General features: G+C 43.8%; 14 protein-coding genes. 11 read left to right on the forward strand and 3 right to left on the reverse strand.

The features are described from left to right. Nucleotides 1-10 precede the first annotated feature (10 nt). Entirely contained in the window at nucleotides 11-1,609 is a 1,599-nt protein-coding gene (locus tag FND36_06410; protein ID QDW73698.1) for a hypothetical protein, read from the reverse strand. A gap of 203 nt (nucleotides 1,610-1,812) precedes the next feature. Between FND36_06410 and FND36_06415 the strand changes: the two genes are divergently transcribed. From FND36_06415 to FND36_06455, 9 genes are all read left to right on the forward strand, one after another. Beyond that, entirely contained in the window at nucleotides 1,813-3,072 is a 1,260-nt protein-coding gene (locus FND36_06415; protein ID QDW73699.1) for a cytosine permease, read from the forward strand. Nucleotides 3,073-3,077: 5 nt separating this feature from the next. Beyond that, nucleotides 3,078-3,866, forward strand: coding sequence for a carbon-nitrogen hydrolase family protein (locus FND36_06420; GenBank protein ID QDW73700.1), 789 nt, complete (start codon nucleotides 3,078-3,080; stop codon nucleotides 3,864-3,866). Between the two features lie 59 nt (nucleotides 3,867-3,925). Then, nucleotides 3,926-4,597 carry an AroM family protein gene (locus FND36_06425; protein ID QDW73701.1) on the forward strand — a complete coding sequence of 224 codons (672 nt, stop codon included), beginning with the start codon at nucleotides 3,926-3,928 and terminating at the stop codon, nucleotides 4,595-4,597. A gap of 27 nt (nucleotides 4,598-4,624) precedes the next feature. After that, nucleotides 4,625-5,404, forward strand: a complete 780-nt coding sequence (locus tag FND36_06430) for a carbon-nitrogen hydrolase family protein (protein ID QDW75560.1) — start codon at nucleotides 4,625-4,627, stop codon at nucleotides 5,402-5,404. 46 nt (nucleotides 5,405-5,450) lie between these two features. Beyond that, nucleotides 5,451-6,518, forward strand: a complete 1,068-nt coding sequence (locus FND36_06435; protein QDW73702.1) for a hypothetical protein — start codon at nucleotides 5,451-5,453, stop codon at nucleotides 6,516-6,518. Nucleotides 6,519-6,540: 22 nt separating this feature from the next. Beyond that, nucleotides 6,541-7,335, forward strand: a complete 795-nt coding sequence (locus tag FND36_06440) for a hydantoin racemase (protein QDW73703.1) — start codon at nucleotides 6,541-6,543, stop codon at nucleotides 7,333-7,335. Between the two features lie 2 nt (nucleotides 7,336-7,337). Further along, complete coding sequence (pepV, locus tag FND36_06445) at nucleotides 7,338-8,741, forward strand: dipeptidase PepV (GenBank protein ID QDW73704.1); 1,404 nt, start codon at nucleotides 7,338-7,340, stop codon at nucleotides 8,739-8,741. 100 nt (nucleotides 8,742-8,841) lie between these two features. Beyond that, nucleotides 8,842-9,828: a hypothetical protein gene (locus FND36_06450; protein ID QDW73705.1), complete on the forward strand. Its 987-nt coding sequence runs from the start codon at nucleotides 8,842-8,844 to the stop codon at nucleotides 9,826-9,828. Between the two features lie 70 nt (nucleotides 9,829-9,898). Next, a complete protein-coding gene (locus FND36_06455) occupies nucleotides 9,899-10,843 on the forward strand; it encodes an InlB B-repeat-containing protein (GenBank protein ID QDW73706.1) in 945 nt (314 codons plus the stop codon). Between the two features lie 66 nt (nucleotides 10,844-10,909). Here the strand turns inward: FND36_06455 and FND36_06460 are convergent, their stop codons facing one another. Continuing rightward, nucleotides 10,910-12,910: an FAD-dependent oxidoreductase gene (locus FND36_06460; GenBank protein ID QDW73707.1), complete on the reverse strand. Its 2,001-nt coding sequence runs from the start codon at nucleotides 12,908-12,910 to the stop codon at nucleotides 10,910-10,912. A 189-nt stretch (nucleotides 12,911-13,099) separates the two neighbouring features. On the opposite strand from FND36_06460, the gene FND36_06465 reads away from it, so the two are divergent. Beyond that, nucleotides 13,100-13,984, forward strand: coding sequence for a LysR family transcriptional regulator (locus FND36_06465; protein ID QDW73708.1), 885 nt, complete (start codon nucleotides 13,100-13,102; stop codon nucleotides 13,982-13,984). Here FND36_06465 and FND36_06470 read toward each other — a convergent pair. Further along, a complete protein-coding gene (locus tag FND36_06470) occupies nucleotides 13,981-14,862 on the reverse strand; it encodes a LysR family transcriptional regulator (GenBank protein QDW73709.1) in 882 nt (293 codons plus the stop codon). The two genes, FND36_06465 and FND36_06470, sit on opposite strands and share 4 nt — an antisense overlap. Before the next feature lie 154 nt (nucleotides 14,863-15,016). On the opposite strand from FND36_06470, the gene FND36_06475 reads away from it, so the two are divergent. Then, nucleotides 15,017-15,892 carry a shikimate dehydrogenase gene (locus FND36_06475; GenBank protein QDW73710.1) on the forward strand — a complete coding sequence of 292 codons (876 nt, stop codon included), beginning with the start codon at nucleotides 15,017-15,019 and terminating at the stop codon, nucleotides 15,890-15,892.

Raw genomic sequence — 15,892 nt, forward strand, 5'->3', positions numbered from 1 at the left:
TGAGAGGCTCTTATTCTAATATCTTGTGAAGTTTTAGGGCAATTTGCAAAATAAGTCGGTTTTCAGAGTTGTCAATATCGAAATCTAGCAGTAAATTCAGTTTGTTTATCCGTTTGTATAAAGTATTGCGATGAATATAAAGCCGGTCAGAAGTTTGTGAAATACTGAAGTCACAGTCAACTAACATTTCTAAAGTTTTAAGAAGCGCTGTGTTGTTTTCGAGATCATATTTTTGAATCCGTTCTATTGTATTTTTATGAATTTTAGACAAAGTAGGATGGTCTGAAATTTCATATAACAAGTGGTAAATCATAAAATTATCATAGAAATAGATACCGTCCTGTTGTGCGTAGAGTTTTTTGCCTATTTTTATTGCGAATAAAGCCTCCTCATGCGCGTAATTCAAATATTTTAAAGATTGACAGGCTTTTCCAATTCCAATTGAAAAATGTTCTGCTGGGAATCTTTTTTTGAGATTCCCCAAGATACTTTGAAAACAAGATTCATATGTTTTTTGGATATTCTGAGAATTTTTTAGCTCAAAAATTAAGGTGGTTTGATTTCCATGCTTTTGACCAATGAAGTGGTAAGTATATGCTGCTAGAGCAGATGTGATTTTTTCTCTAAAAGTATGAAATTCATCATCTGTTTTTATCGTTGTATCTATTACACAAACAAAGCGAGAAGCTCGAAAATCTATGTTCAAATAAGAAGCATCTTCCTTTAGTCTGAGTTCATTTCCGGTATATGTTCCGTCTAAGATATTTAGGAAAAAATCATCTGCAGACTTATAGTATTTTGCAGATGTGTGCAAATTTGTCAGCAAATAGATGCAAACAGTTGGGAGGACCTCATTAATAAGGATTTCATTAACAGGAGTTAATAATTGCCCGTATTCCATGCGTATACAGAGAAAAGCCAGAACTTCTGCCAGACTTTCTACTTTAAATACTGCATAAGAGACCGTATCTGATGAAATCTCAAAAGGACGCTCTGCTACATATATTTGAGATATGTTATCAAGGATACTCTTTTTAAGTGCAGTATTATCTACGTTATCAGTATTATTAATAAGACTTAAATTACTTGCCCAGTATAAGAAGATTTTTTGGTTTGTATAGTCTTCAATTAATCGGATTAGAGAGGTGATGTTGAAATTTGTCCTTTTTAATAAATTTAATTCTTCGCGGAGTTTTTTGACAATATAATATTGATAACTGTCCTCGCCTTTTAATTTGTTAAGAATGGGAAATACCATACTGTTATAGGTAAAGGCGAGAGGAATACTGATGATTGGGAAATTGTGCTCATTTGCATAATCTATTATTTTCTCGGGAAGTTTCTCAATATATTTCCCAATTTTAATGCCCAATGCAGCGGCTTTGCGTGATATCATGATTTGAATCATGTTTTCGATAGATATTTCTTTTGTCATTAGGGAATATCCGGTTGTAATAACAAAATTATCCGGATTAATCCAATAGATACCGTCAGGAACTTCCATAATGACGACATCCTTTATTTCATTATCCAGTCCTTTGGCGCCGGCTAAAAGTCGAAATTCTTTAAAGACTTCGGCGTTTAAACTAAATAAATCTCGTACCGTCATACTTTCTGTAACTCCTTTAAATATTATGGTATTTAATAAATTTTACCAAAAATATACGAATAATTCAAATTGCAATTTGGAATGGTGTATGATTTGTATATTTATATTCGATATTTGTGTAAACATATACACCATGATTGTGGATTTGTTCATGATATAATACAAAAAAAGAAAATCAAACGGAAAAGAAAGGAGTTGCGAAAATGGAGAAAGCTATTCAAAAGGAAAACATTGATAAAGAACGGATTCCGGATGAAGAACGGCAAGGGTTATCAGGACCGCTTTTTGCGATGTTGGGTATGAATGTAGCAGTTTCTACACTTATGGTAGGCGGAGGGTTAATCGAGAAACTGACTCTACAGGAATCAATATTTGTGATCATTGTAGGAAATTTGATACTAGTGGCTATTTTTTACATTCAAGGAATTATTGGAATGAGAGAGGGGTTGACCACTTACAAACTAACAGAGATGGCATTTGGGAAATATGCAAATAAGTTTCTTGTATCAGGTGTTATGTGTATTTCATTGTTTGGGTGGTTTGGTATTCAGACAAGTTTGGCTGCTTTGTCTGTTCAGAAAATTTTTCCTCAGATGGACAACTATAAATTGATTGTAGTTATCGCTGGAATTATTATGACGATTTTTGCGGCAAAAGGGTTTAATTCAGTTGCGTGGGCCAATTACATTTTGATACCGCCAATACTGATTCTTATTGTATGGGGATTAATAAAGACATCCAACACATATGGCCTTGCGGATATATGGAGTTATGTTCCTAAAGAGAATATGGGGATCATGAGTGGATTAAATATGGTTGTGGGGTTGATTATGTGTGGGTCGATAATTTCCTGTGATTATACCAGATTTTGTAAGAAAAAGAAAAGTCACATTGCAATTATCAGTTTGATTGGCATCGGAGGGATTGCGGCAATTCAGGAGATTGGAACGGCAATTATAGCAATGACTGCGCCGTCATATAATATTGTCGATGTTCTATATGAGCTCGGGTTTAATTGGATAGCATTTGTTATCCTAATAGGTGCCGCATGGTCAACGAATCTAAGTGGGGCGTATTCTGGCGGATTAGCATTGAATAATATTTTTCCAAATCAAAAGAGGAGTACATTGACTTTTGTAGCAGGCATGATTGGAACAGTTCTTGCTATGTTCAATGTAATCCAGTATTTCCAGAGTTTTCTTAATTTGATCAGTGTGATTTACGGTCCGATTGCAGGTGTACTTTGGGTTGAGTACTATCTTATACATAAGAAGAAATATGTGGTTGAAAGAAATTTTAATACAGCAGGGGTTATCTGCTTTCTAATTGGAGCAGTTACGTGTTATATAACTTCATTTGTCATTGTGATAGGAGTATCCGCGGTGAACGGTCTTATTGTAGCGGGAGTAACTTATTATGGATATTATGTTTTAACAAAAAAGAGTCATGAAGCGGGAGAGTGATTACTGTGGAAAATAAAAAAATCAAATTGGTCATGGTACAAATGGGAGTAGCAGAAGGAAACGCAGAGTATAATATGGAAAAAATCCGTTCTATTATGCAGACTCAAAAAGGAAAAGGCGCGGACATTATTTGTTTTCCCGAACTTTGTGTAAGAGGATATGACTTTGAAAAAACAGCGGCTACTTCAATAGATGAGAAAGCTTTTTTTAGTGAATTAGCGATAGAAAACAAAGTGGCGATTGTTGCGGGAATTGCAGATGAAAGAAAAGGAAAGCATTTTGATACGGTCTGCTTTTGGGATGAGAACGGGCAAATGCTGCACTGTTTTGACAAAATACATCTTTGGGGAGAGGAACGGGAATTTTTTGAGCCGGGTTCCACAGTAGAAATTTTTACATATAAAGGATGGAAGATTGGTCTGCTGGTGTGCGGAGATCTGGGATTCCCAGAATTGAGCAGGATACTTGCGGCAAAAGGTGCACAGCTTCTTATTTATTCAAGCGCATGGCCGCATCCATATCAGAAATTTTGGTCAACGATGCTTGCATCAAGGGCAGCAGAAAATCAATTATATGTGGCGGGTGTAAACAGGGCAAAATACGAAAGCGATCGCTGTGGATTCTCCACAGTTGCAGACCCATCTGGGCAGATAATAAGTTGTCTTGATAGCGATGAAGAAGGGATAAAAGAAATAGAACTTTCCACATGCGTTGTAGAACAAAGAAGAGAAGAGATACCTTATCTTAAATATAGGCTGCCAGAGCTTTACAGCGATATTTGTAAAGTGTTCTGAGGTCAGAGAAAAGATTTTTGGATGTATTTAGAATTTGATACGAGAAAGCAGGTGTGATTATGAAAATAGGAGCAGTAACAATAGGACAATCTCCGAGAACTGACGTTATGGGCGATATGAAGAGAATTTTGGGAGAAGAAGTCGAAGTTTTGGAAGCAGGAGCTTTAGATGGACTTTCAATGGAAGAAATTAAAGAAATGGAGCCCCAAAAGGATGATTATGTGCTTGTGTCCCGTTTGCGAGACGGCGGATTTGCAAAATTTGGTGAACGGTTTATCCTAGAGCGGTTACAGGAATGTATTACTCAGTTAGAGAACGCTGGAGCAGAATTGATAGTCTTTTTATGCGCCGGATCTTTTCCAGATATATTTAAAGCACAGGTACCATTGATCTATCCGTCTAAGATTTTGAACGGAATAGCAAAAGCGGTCAGCGAACGCTCGAATATGATATTGATTACACCTGAGGCAGAACAGATACAGCAGGCATATGATCAATGGGGAACCATTATGGAGCAGGTTACTCCAATAGCCGCGAATCCTTATGGTGATCAGGAAGAATTGGTCAAGGCTGCGCAGAAGGCAAAAGAAATTGATTCTGACTTAATTGTGATGGATTGTATTGGATATACAGAAGAGGCAAAAAAGATGGTGAAAAAGATTTCCGGAAAGCCTGTAATTTTATGCAGAACCATACTGGCGCGGGTTATTAGCGAATGGCTAGATGTATAGCAGACAGGAGGGAGCAGAATGTTAAAGATTGGGCTTGTTCAGCTTTCTGTAATAGAAGGAGATATAAAAAGGAATTGCGCACATTTAAGAAAATTAACGGAAGCATATGCAAAAGATGACATTGATCTTTTGTGCTTTCCGGAATTATGTATCAGTGGATATGAATTTGACAGTGCTAGTAGGTCAAAAGAAGAAGAAAAGTTTTTTGAGGCGTTAGCAAAGGAATACGGTATTGCGATAATGGCGGGAATTAATATTTATCGAGAGGGAAAATTCTATGATGCTGCATGCCTTTGGGATGAGACGGGAAAACTTTTAGGTGAATTTAAAAAAATCCATTTGTGGGATAAAGAGTGTGATTTTTTTAATAAAGGGACCGAGCTTGCAGTAATTCCGTTTAAAGGATGGAATATTGGATTGCTGATTTGTCAAGATATGCGATTTTTTGAAGTATCGACGCCTTTGGTTAATATGGGCGCAGATGTAATTCTGTATCCAAGTGCGTGGATCAAAGGATGGAAAGAACTTTTTCTATTATGTGCCAGAATGCGTGCTGCCGAAAATCAGGTTTATGTAGTGGCCTTAAACCGCGCTTCTGGAGATGTTGATTATTGTGGTGCGACTTCTGTTGTAGACCCATATGGGAATATTGTCCAGGGAGCTATGGGAGATGGAGAAACATACATAAGAGCTGTGATACGGAAAGATAAGATTCGGGAGACAAGAGAAAAATTAGAATGGGAAAGTTTAAAGCTTCCTGATATTTATGAAAAGTACGAGCAATACAGATTTAGAAATGCAAAATAAATAAAAAGTTACAGAAAAAATTTGAATTGAATAAGGAGATATTTTTATGGAATGGAATATTGGCGTAGAAATGAGAGATGAGTATCGCCGGCTGGAATTAGCGAAAGGAGCGATGAAACTGGTACATGATATTATGTTATGCAGACCAGGGGAGAACTTGGTAATTACTTACGATACTTGTGTGGATGAGAGGGTTGTTCATGCATTGACAGAAGCGGCATATGCAACAGATGTTATACCTACGGTTCTCTACTACCCGACGGCTGACGGATTCTATGCAGATCCGCCGCAGCCAGTGGCAGAGGCCATTGCCTGTGCTGATGTGTGGATTGAACTGGCGTATGCTTCTATCATGCATGGGCCAGCCTATCGAAAAGCGGTAGACCAAAACGGAGCCAGGTACATTTGTGCGACAGGACTTGATACTCAGATGTTGGTAAATTGTATCGCCAAAGTAGATGTAGATAAAGTAATCGAGCTTGGAGAATATTTTAAAAAACGTTTGGAAGCAGCTGATGAAATTCATGTGATGACCAAAAAGGGAATGGATCTCAAAGGACGATTGGGAGGACGAAAGATTCGGCATTCTGGAATTAAGGCCACGCAGAAGGGATATCCGGTTATGCTTAGTGGACAAACGAGTTTTTGTCCGTTGGAAGAAACTATTGAAGGAATACTTGTATTTGACGGAGCAGTATTTCCGCCAGATACTTTGGGCATTCTGAAAGAACAGATTAATATTGAATTTAAAGAAGGGCGAATTGTAGATGTGACTGGAGGAGAAGAGGCTCGAATTTATAAAGATTGGCTGTATTCTTTTGATGATCCAAACATGCTGCGGCTGGCACATTATTCTCAGGGGTTTAATCCGGGGGTACGTGCGGTAACGGGCCGGATTGTAGAGGATGAAAGAGTGTTTGGATGTATGGAATTTGGAATTGGAAGCCAGGGGATCACTATTGGCGGCAAACATTGGAGTGCTGCTTCTCATACGGATGGCATTGTCCTGAATCCGACTATCATTTTAGACGGAGAAGTATTGGAGGAAGATGGAGTTTACAAAGATCCAGAAGTGAGGAAAATCTGTTCAGAACTGGGAATTGCGGGATATTAATAAATTAGTGGAGGAATGACTGATGAAAAGACGAAGACTGCTGTATTTGAAATCAGTGGCTTATGACTCTATGAATCAGGAGATTTTAGATTATCTACGGCCATTTCTTGATGAGAAGACCGACCTTGAGGTAAAGAGTATTATCAAAGGAACTAGCCATATGGAATACCATTTTTATCAGGCCGTTAATCAAAGAGAGATATTGAAGGAAATTCTTCAGGCAGAAAAGGATGGGTTTGATGCCTGTATCATTAGCTGCTTTGATGACCCTAGTCTTTATGAAGCCAGGGAAATCTCAAAAGATATCATTGTGACAGCACCGGGAGAAGCAAGCGCGTATCTGGCGGCTGTTTTAGGGGATAAATTTTCTGTGATTGTAGGAAGGAAGAAATGGATTCCTCAGATGGAAGAAAATATACATAAATATGGCCTGGGGCGGAAGCTTGCTTCTTTTCGAAGTCTTGATCTTGGAGTGCTGGAGTTTCATGAAAATGAAGCTGAAACTCGAAGTCGGATGGAGGAGGAGATCTGTAGAGCGGTAGAGGAAGACCGAGCAGAGGTGATTATTCTTGGTTGTACTATGCAGTTTGGATTTTACCAAGAGATGCAAGAAAAGTTTCATATTCCAGTTATAGATTCGATGGTAGCGGCGGTGAAGCAAGCGGAGTATCTTGTCGAGATGAAAGAAAAGACAGGATGGACATTCAGCCGAATCGGACTGTATGAACGACCTCCGGAAGAAGAAATGAAAGCCTGGAATTTGGAACAGGTGTGTGATCTGGAAGGGCTGCTTTATAGAGAAGGAGAAAGAAGTTAAAAATGGAGGAAAGAATTGATGCGCTTATAAAGTCTTATCAGAACGATATGATTGAGTCATTGGAATCACTAGTTAAAATTCCAAGTGTGCTCAGTCCAGAGAATGCGGAAGAGGGGGCTCCATTTGGACAGGAGATCAGGAACGCGCTAAACGAACTTATAAAATTAGCTGAGAAACTAGGTTTTGAAGTCAGGGACTATGATGGTTACGCTACTGTTGTAGATTTTGGAATAAAGGGAAAGGAGATAGGAATTTTATCTCACATCGATGTGGTCCCGCCGGGGAACGGCTGGTCAAAGCAGCCTTTTGTTCCAGAAATTGAGAACGGGAAAATGTACGGAAGGGGCACGATTGATGACAAGGGCCCGTTGGTTGCCGCACTCTATGCAATGAAAGCTGTGAAGGAAAGCGGCCTGCCTATTAAGAATCATGTACGACACATCATTGGCTGTGATGAGGAGACAGGCCACCGTTGTATCAAGTATTATCTGACAAAGGAAAAAGGCCCGGATCTTGGGTTCTCCCCAGATGGGATGTTTTCTGTCATCCATGCGGAGAAAGGGATCTTGCGATTCCAGATCGAGACGGAACGTGAGTTGCCAAATCCGAAGGAACTTTGCGTGACTCGAATCACAGGCGGAACAGTTGTAAACGCAGTACCCAATATTGCGGAGGTATGGATTGGCGGTCCCAGGGAGCAGCTGGAAGAGATTCATAAGAAGTTCCAGGAAAAGATTCCCGGAGGGACTGCGAAGATAGGCGAGGGAAATCTTTATCTTGCGTTTCCTGGTGTCAGTGCCCACGCTATGCAGCCATGGCTAGGAGAAAACGCAATTCTGTCCATGCTCCGGTTTCTAAAGGATCTGCCGTTTGCGGATTATAAGACTAGGGGGTATTTCAAAAATCTAGATGCCCTGTTTGGAGACGGCTGGGAGGGAAGAAATCTGGGAATTGCCTGTGAGGATCAGCTTTCAGGAAAACTTAGTATGAATCTGGGAATCCTGAATGTGGAAGAAAAGCACAGTGAACTGAAGGTAGATATCCGTTGTCCTGTCCATGTTGATTTGGATACAGTCTGGAAGACTATCTGTTTGACCTGCGAGAAGTATGGATTTCGCCCGGAATACTGGCAGAAACGGCCGCCGCTTTATGTGCCAAAAGATGCTCAGCTTGTACAGATTCTTCTGGATGTTTACGAAGATGTGACCGGGACGAGAGAAGAGGCGATCACTATCGGCGGCGGAACCTACTGCCGTGATGTGGAGAATTTTGTTTCTTTTGGGCCGGTATTTCCGGGCGAACCGGAATTGGCTCACCAGGCAGATGAATTTATTGATTTGAATGAACTGATGCAGTGCGCAAGACTATATGCGCAGGCACTGTATCAGTTGCTGCAGGTCGACTAGAATTGTAAAATTTCAAGAAAGTGGTGTTTTGATGTGTCAAAATGCCACTTTTTTTCTTGTTAGTCAAAAGATATAATGAAAGTATAAGGCAGGTGATGAAATGGAGATTGCGGCAGAAAGAGGAGAAAATTGGGCGGAAAGAACCAGTGGTCGGCAGAACAGAAAGAAAGACTGGAATCTGGCGTTTCTGGGTTTTGGAGCTGTCTTGTTCTTGCTGACAGTCAGTTATGGCATGATAAGACAGACGGAGCAGCTGATACCTTTGGATATGGGAAGGACAGGAGGAAAACAGACACAGTTGGAAACCGATTGCCTGACAGTTATTGGAACGGCCGTACCTGACGGGAAAAGCATTGTGGAAAAGGCGGCAGTAGATAGGAGCGTATTCTTTGCGGCGCTTGGGAGTGCAGAAGAGGAAGGAAAGGGTGTTCCAGGGACTGGAAGGGCAAATATGGAGCCGGAAGGGCGCACAGAAGGCCAGACCATAAACAGGGGCTCTTCGCTGGTGGAATCCACAGCAGAAGAGAAAGAGGAGTCCCCTCCGGTTCCGGCGGAAATAGCATTGATTCTATACGGAAACGGCGGATTGCCAGAACGTGCGGATTATATGTTTGAACCGGGAACTTTCAATTTGGAAGAGGTAGAGGGGCCAAAGCGCCTGGGTAAAATCTTTGACGGATGGTATCTGGATCCAGAGTGTACAATGCCTTTTTCCGGAAGGATGGAGGAGGGGACGGCGATAGAATTGTACGCTGGATGGAAGGAATTTCCGGGGTATATCTGTGATGAGATGGGATATGTGATCGGCTGTTCCGATATAGGATTCGTATTAACGGATGGCTTGGTGGCGCTTCCTACCCATGAAAGCTGTGTGGGGCTCAGGGCAGGAGCGTACGCCGGGGTTGAGGAAGAAATTTTCGAGGTGTATGTGCCGGCCAATATCACAGAGATTGAAAAGGGCGCCTTTTCTTCCATGCCAAATCTACTGTTTATCCAGGTGGCGGAAGGGAATCCTGCTTATTACAGCGAGGATGGGATTTTGTATCGGAAAGATGGAAGTTTGGAAGCCATACCGCCGGGGAGATAAGACGAGCGGGAGAAGGAAGTTTCGGAAAAAACGGAATATGTGTTATATTGAGTGAGAGGTAGGGATGGATATGGAAATAGTACTGGAACGTTGGAAAGTGCTGCAGGAATCGAAAAGAGCAGAAACGTATTGGAACCGGCTGGTCTTGTGGCTGGAAATAGGGCTGTTCTGTCTTTTGGCTCATTGTATGACAGGATTTCAGACGTTTGCCCTGGAGCTTCAGCTTCCTGTATATGACCAGTGGGAGACAAAGACCGATCAAATAAATGTGCTGTCAAAGCTCCCTGAAAAGGAGAGTTTTGGAAGAAATAAGGAGTGGATTGAGAAGGCGGTCAATTTGCCTTTGGCGGAAACGGCTGCTCCAACAGCGCGGGAAGAGGCCAGGGAACGAGCCGGCGGCCGGAAGGTTCCAGCTTCTGTGTCCGCGCTTTCAGACAGAACAATGGAAAAAGTGTCAGAGGAGCCGGCGGCTGTCACGGATATCCAGGTGATTATCCACGGAAACGGAGGACAGCCGGAGCGAACGGAACAGATTTTTGAAATTGGCACATTCAGCCTGGAAGCGTTAGAGGAGCCCAAGCGTTTGGGAAAAGCGTTTGACGGATGGTATTTGGATCCGGAGTGCGAGATGCCGTTTTCGGGGGCTGTGCAAGAGGAAAAGGCTGTGGAATTGTATGCGGGGTGGAAGGAATTCCCCGGATATTTTTGTGACGGTACGGGGTACGTGAGCGGTTATTCGGATAGGGCGCTGGTATTGACAGATGGCTTAGTAGCGCTCCCTGCCCATGAAAGTTGTGTAGGACTGAGAGAAGGAGCATATGCGGGAATCGAGGAAGAAATATTTGAAGTGTATATTCCAGCCAATATTACAGAAATTGAGGCGGACGCGTTTTCAGCGATGCCAAATCTGCTGTTTATCCAGGCGGCGGAAGGAAATCCTTCATACTATAGTGAAAATGGGATATTGTACCATAAAGACGGAAGCTTGGCGGCGATGCCGATGGGGAGAGGTTGATCTGAGAAAGTGTTTCAAAGGGGCTGGAGCGGCTGGCGCTCCAGCCCCTTTCTGTTAGAAAATGTTTTACAGGTATCCGTGCTTTTCCAAGGTGTTCAGGATATTGCGGCCTTCGTCAGTACCTTCAATGATCCTTCTGGCGCGGACGCTGTCGCCTATATTAACGATCTCTACCTTATTATCATCCTCGAATGTCTTTTTAAGATCAGCCAGCACCGGGGCGTTGGCTTTCATGCCCAGACAGACGAAGCCATAGTCGAAGTCCAGTACTTCCTGCCCTTCTTTGGTCTCTACCAGGAAAGAGTCCGGGCGTACTTCCTTGAGCGCGGTATTTGGCATCTGGCGTACACCATATTTCTCCATTAAGGTGAAAGTACCTACCTTTGAGATTGGATCGATGCCGTTCCCAATGGCGGGGAGCATCTCTACAATAGAGACCTGGGCTCCTTTAGGGGCAAAGAATTCCACTACATCAAGGCCAACGGCTCCGCCGCCGATCACAACAACTTTCTTTCCCTTCATGTCTTTCGGGTAATCCTTGATCTGAGAGATCATATCAAAGATGGAGTATACATGGCTTCCTTCTTTGCCCAGGTTTTCATGGAGACCGGGAATCGGGGGCAGCAGGGGTAGGGAACCAGTGGAGTTGACGATAATGTCAGGCTTCAGGTTTTTTACAAAGTCGGCTGTGGCATCTGTTTCGGTAAATACAAATAGATTTTTGAGTTTTTGCGCTCGATGGATCAAATAGTTGGGGAAGTCTGCCAGCCGTTTTTTGTCCGGGATTTTGGAAATTTCTGCCGCAAGTCCGCCAAGATAAGGTTTCTTTTCAATAAGGAAGGTGGTGCAGCCTACTTCCGCGGCAGTACAGGCGGCTTCCAGTCCGGCGGTCCCTCCGCCGATGACGGCTACATTGCACGGCTTGGAGATCTTTTGCTTTTTATATCCTTCTCCAGTGGGCACGGCTGGGTTTACCGTACAGCGGATGGGACGGTTGATGCCGATGCGGTTTCCGGCGCAGCCGATGTTGCAGGAAATGCATTTCCGGATATCGCAGATATCTCCAAATTCCACTTTATTTACCCAGTCTGGATCCGCGATAAGACCGCGGCCCATTCCAATGATGTCCGCATCCCCTTGGGCCAGGATGCGTTCCGCGACGTGGGGATCCCGGATATTTCCGGTAGTGACGCAGAGCTTTCCATATTTTTCTTTTACGGCTTTCGCCATGTAGGAACGCCAGCCATCCGGCAGATAGTTGGCATCGATCTGGTACTGGAGGGAACCATTCAGACCCGCGGATACGTCGATCACATCCGCCTCTTCCTGGAAATACTGGAGATAGTCCAGGGTGTCCTCCAGAGAGTTGCCGCCTTCTAGAAATTCATCCGCGCTGATCCGCACAAAAACAGGAAAGAAAGGCCCTACCTGCGCCCGGACTTCCTCCAGGACCATACGGGCGAAACGCGCCCGGTTTTCTGGAGTTCCTCCGAATTCATCAGTCCTGTGGTTTGTGAGAGGAGAGAGAAACTGACTAAGAAGGTAGGAGTGGCCGGCATGGACCTCTACCGTGTCAAAACCCGCGATCTGCGCCCTTTTGGCCGCTTCACCGTATTTTTTGACGATGCGCAGGATCTCTTCCTTCTTCAGAGGACGGGGAACATCGCCGCCTTCTTTGGAAGGAATATCGGAAGCGGATACTGGCTGCATGTTGGTTCGTACGGATTGGGCAGAGGCGCCCGCGTGGTTGATCTGGATCCCAATGCAGGCGCCGTGTTTGTGCACCGTCTCCGTCAATTTAAACAAACGGGGGATGTAGTTGTCGTGGTCGATTCGAAGATGTGTCGTTCCGTTGGAACCCTCCGGGGAATCTACACTGGCGTTTTCTACCATAATGAGACCGGTTCCGCCTTTGGCTCTTTGTTCGTAGTAATTAATATGGAGAAAACTCATTTCTCCGCTCTGCTCCCCATAATTGGTTCCCATGGGGGTCATCATGATCCGGTTTTTCATTGTCATCCGCCGGATAGTCAATGGTTCAAAGATATGTTTATACTCGTTTTTCATAAGAATCCTCCTAAATATGTGAATAAAAAGGGAAAGAGGTTGTTTACTGACAGATTTGATATTTGATTAACAATCTGTTTTCTGCTCACATTATAGGAGAAAAGAAACCAGAGGACAAATATATATATCATGGGAAATCTATAGAAATGGACTATGAATTGTGCTATTTTATATAAAAGGAGGGATTCGATGAATTTAAGTCAGTTGAAATATTTTGTTACGCTGGCCCGATTGGAGCATTATACAAAGGCGGCGGAAGAATTGGAGATCTCCCAGCCGTCTCTGAGTTATGCTATGACGATGCTGGAGCAGGAACTGGGCACAAAACTCTTTCAGAAAAAAGGGAGGAATATTGTGCTGACAAAATATGGAAAGTTTTTCCTGGACTATGTGGAGCAGTCTCTTCAGACGCTGGAACTGGGAGTCCGCAAGACAAAAAGTATGACCGGGCAGACGAAGGGACGTATCGATCTGGCATACATCTATACTCTGGGGAGCGAGTTTGTCCCAAGGATCGTGGGGGATTTTCTTCGGAGCCATGAAGAACTGGATATCCAGTTTCATTTCACAGTGGGAAATACTTCTGAATTGCTGAAAGGATTGAAAGAAGAAACCTTTGATCTTGCTTTTTGTTCGATGCCGGAGAAAGAAGCGGGGATCGAGTTCTTTCCGGTTGCAAGGGAAACCCTGGCGGTGGTGGTGCCAAAGGGGCATCCTCTTTCCGGCCGGGGGGAAGTGGATCTGGAAGAGACGGCCCCCTATCCTCAGATCTTTTTTACCCAGAGCAGCGGACTTAGGCCGGTGGTGGAAAGTTTATTTGAGACAGCAAAGATCAAACCCAAGATTGCTTATGAGATTGAAGAGGACGGTTCCATGGCCGGACTTGTGGCGCAGAATTTTGGGATCGCCGTCATGCCGGACATTCCGATCTTAAAGACGCTGAATGTGGACGTGCTGGCACTGCGGTCGCCGCGGTACCGGAGATATGTCTATATGGCCAGGTCCAAAGATAACTATGAGACGCCGGTAGTAAAGAAATTCGCGGAGTACGTAAAGAGAGTGTGCCATTGTTAGGGCATAGATTCTTTTCGGATAAACTGGATGAAATTTTTAACAGCAGGGATCAGATACCGGTCCTTCATATGCGCCAGGTACACGGTATGGACTAACGTGACATCAGACAGAGACAGGATCTGGACATTCCTTTCGCGGATGGCATCTACATCGGCCACCAGAGCAATGCCAAAATTCTCCTCGACCAGAGCGGATATGGCATTCTCGTCAGGAGACTCACAGATGATATCCGGCGTCAGATGATGGGAGGCATAAAGACGGTTTGTAAATTTTCCAAGACCGGAGGTCTTGTCGTATCCGATCAACGGGTAATCGTTAAGATCGCGGAGGATCAGGTTCTCTTTTTGCGTGATCGGATGGCCTTGGGGGGCGATGACGACCATTTTTTGGCGGATAATAGGAATAAATTGGATATCCGGCTCGTTCTCTACATAAGAACAGAAGATCAGGTCAAACCGTTCCTTTTTCAGACCCTCGATCAGCGCGTCGGTGTGCAGCTGGTGAAAGCCAAAAGAGATGTCCTGATAAGACCGCTGGCTGAGAAAACGGCGGACCATGTGGGGAATATAGCGTCCGGCCAGCGGGAACACATAGGCAATATCAATCCGGCCTTCGCCGCCGGCGAGCTGGCGCATCTGGGATTTGGCGGTTTCTACATCCTGGAGGATCTTGTCAACATGCTCCAGAAATATGCGGCCATATTTGGTAAGGCGGACGTTCCTGCCCTGCCGTTCAAATAGGATAATGCCCAGTTCTTCCTCTAAAGCGGAGATAGAACGGCTGAGGGAAGGCTGGGAGAGATTCAGCTTGGCCGCCGCCTGGCGGAAGTGGGAGAGCTTGGCGATGGTCTGAAAATATATGAGTTGGTTTAAAGTCATGGTATGCGCCTCCTTTGTGCAAAGTATAACATAAATGATAATAAAAAACTATCAAAAATAATTAAAAGATATATTAGAACTATCATAGCGGATAGGATATAATGACGGTAAGAGGTTGTTTATTAATTAACAAACAAAAATGGAGGACAAAACGATGTCAGAGAGAATTACAGGTCACACAGAGTTGATCGGGCTGATGGCGTATCCTATCCGTCATTCCAGCTCGCCGGCGATGCAGAATGAAGCGTTTGCGAAATTAGGGCTTGATTACGCCTATCTTGCGTTTGAGGTAGATAATGAAACCCTGGAGGATGCGATCACAGGGCTTCGCGCGTTAAAAATGAGAGGTTCTAATGTATCTATGCCGAATAAAACAGTAGTCCATAAATATCTGGACAAGCTTTCCCCGGCAGCCCAGATGTGCGGAGCGGTCAACACGATCGTCAATGACGATGGCGTACTGACCGGCCATATTACAGATGGAGTTGGATATATGAAGGCTCTTCAGGATAATCAGATTGATGTGATCGGAAAAAAGATGACGATCGTGGGCGCGGGGGGAGCCGCCACAGCGATCGAGATCCAGGCGGCCTTGGATGGAGTGAAAGAGATATCTATCTTTAATCAGAAGGATAAGTTCTGGGAAAACGCGAAGGAGACGGTCCGCAAGATCAACGAAAAGACAGAATGTAAAGCGGCTTTGTACGATCTGGAGGACCTTGGAAAGTTGAAGGAAGAGATCGAGGATAGTTATCTGTTTGCCAACGCTACAGGGGTAGGGATGAAGCCTCTGGAAGGTCAGACCTATATCCCGGACAAATCTTTCCTAAGACCAGACCTGATCGTGACGGACGTGGTTTATTTCCCAAGAGAGACGGCGCTTCTTAAGATGGCGAAAGAAGTGGGATGTAAAACGATGAACGGCCTTGGCATGATGCTGTTCCAGGGCTCAGCGGCCTTCGAGCTGTGGACAGGCCAGCCTATGCCCATTGACTATATGAAGGAAATCCTAGACATCAGATACGAATAG

Source organism: Lachnospiraceae bacterium KGMB03038 (assembly GCA_007361935.1).
Classification (GTDB): Bacteria; Bacillota; Clostridia; order Lachnospirales; family Lachnospiraceae; genus Massilistercora.

Bases quoted from the DNA above. Each gene is read 5' to 3' on its own strand.
- FND36_06410 (QDW73698.1), bottom strand. From the start codon at position 1,609: ATGACGGTACGAGATTTATTTAGTTTAAACGCCGAAGTCTTTAAAGAA.
- FND36_06415 (QDW73699.1), top strand. From the start codon at position 1,813: ATGGAGAAAGCTATTCAAAAGGAAAACATTGATAAAGAACGGATTCCG.
- FND36_06425 (QDW73701.1), top strand. From the start codon at position 3,926: ATGAAAATAGGAGCAGTAACAATAGGACAATCTCCGAGAACTGACGTT.
- FND36_06435 (QDW73702.1), top strand. From the start codon at position 5,451: ATGGAATGGAATATTGGCGTAGAAATGAGAGATGAGTATCGCCGGCTG.
- FND36_06440 (QDW73703.1), top strand. From the start codon at position 6,541: ATGAAAAGACGAAGACTGCTGTATTTGAAATCAGTGGCTTATGACTCT.
- pepV (QDW73704.1), top strand. From the start codon at position 7,338: ATGGAGGAAAGAATTGATGCGCTTATAAAGTCTTATCAGAACGATATG.
- FND36_06450 (QDW73705.1), top strand. From the start codon at position 8,842: ATGGAGATTGCGGCAGAAAGAGGAGAAAATTGGGCGGAAAGAACCAGT.
- FND36_06455 (QDW73706.1), top strand. From the start codon at position 9,899: ATGGAAATAGTACTGGAACGTTGGAAAGTGCTGCAGGAATCGAAAAGA.
- FND36_06460 (QDW73707.1), bottom strand. From the start codon at position 12,910: ATGAAAAACGAGTATAAACATATCTTTGAACCATTGACTATCCGGCGG.
- FND36_06465 (QDW73708.1), top strand. From the start codon at position 13,100: ATGAATTTAAGTCAGTTGAAATATTTTGTTACGCTGGCCCGATTGGAG.
- FND36_06470 (QDW73709.1), bottom strand. From the start codon at position 14,862: ATGACTTTAAACCAACTCATATATTTTCAGACCATCGCCAAGCTCTCC.
- FND36_06475 (QDW73710.1), top strand. From the start codon at position 15,017: ATGTCAGAGAGAATTACAGGTCACACAGAGTTGATCGGGCTGATGGCG.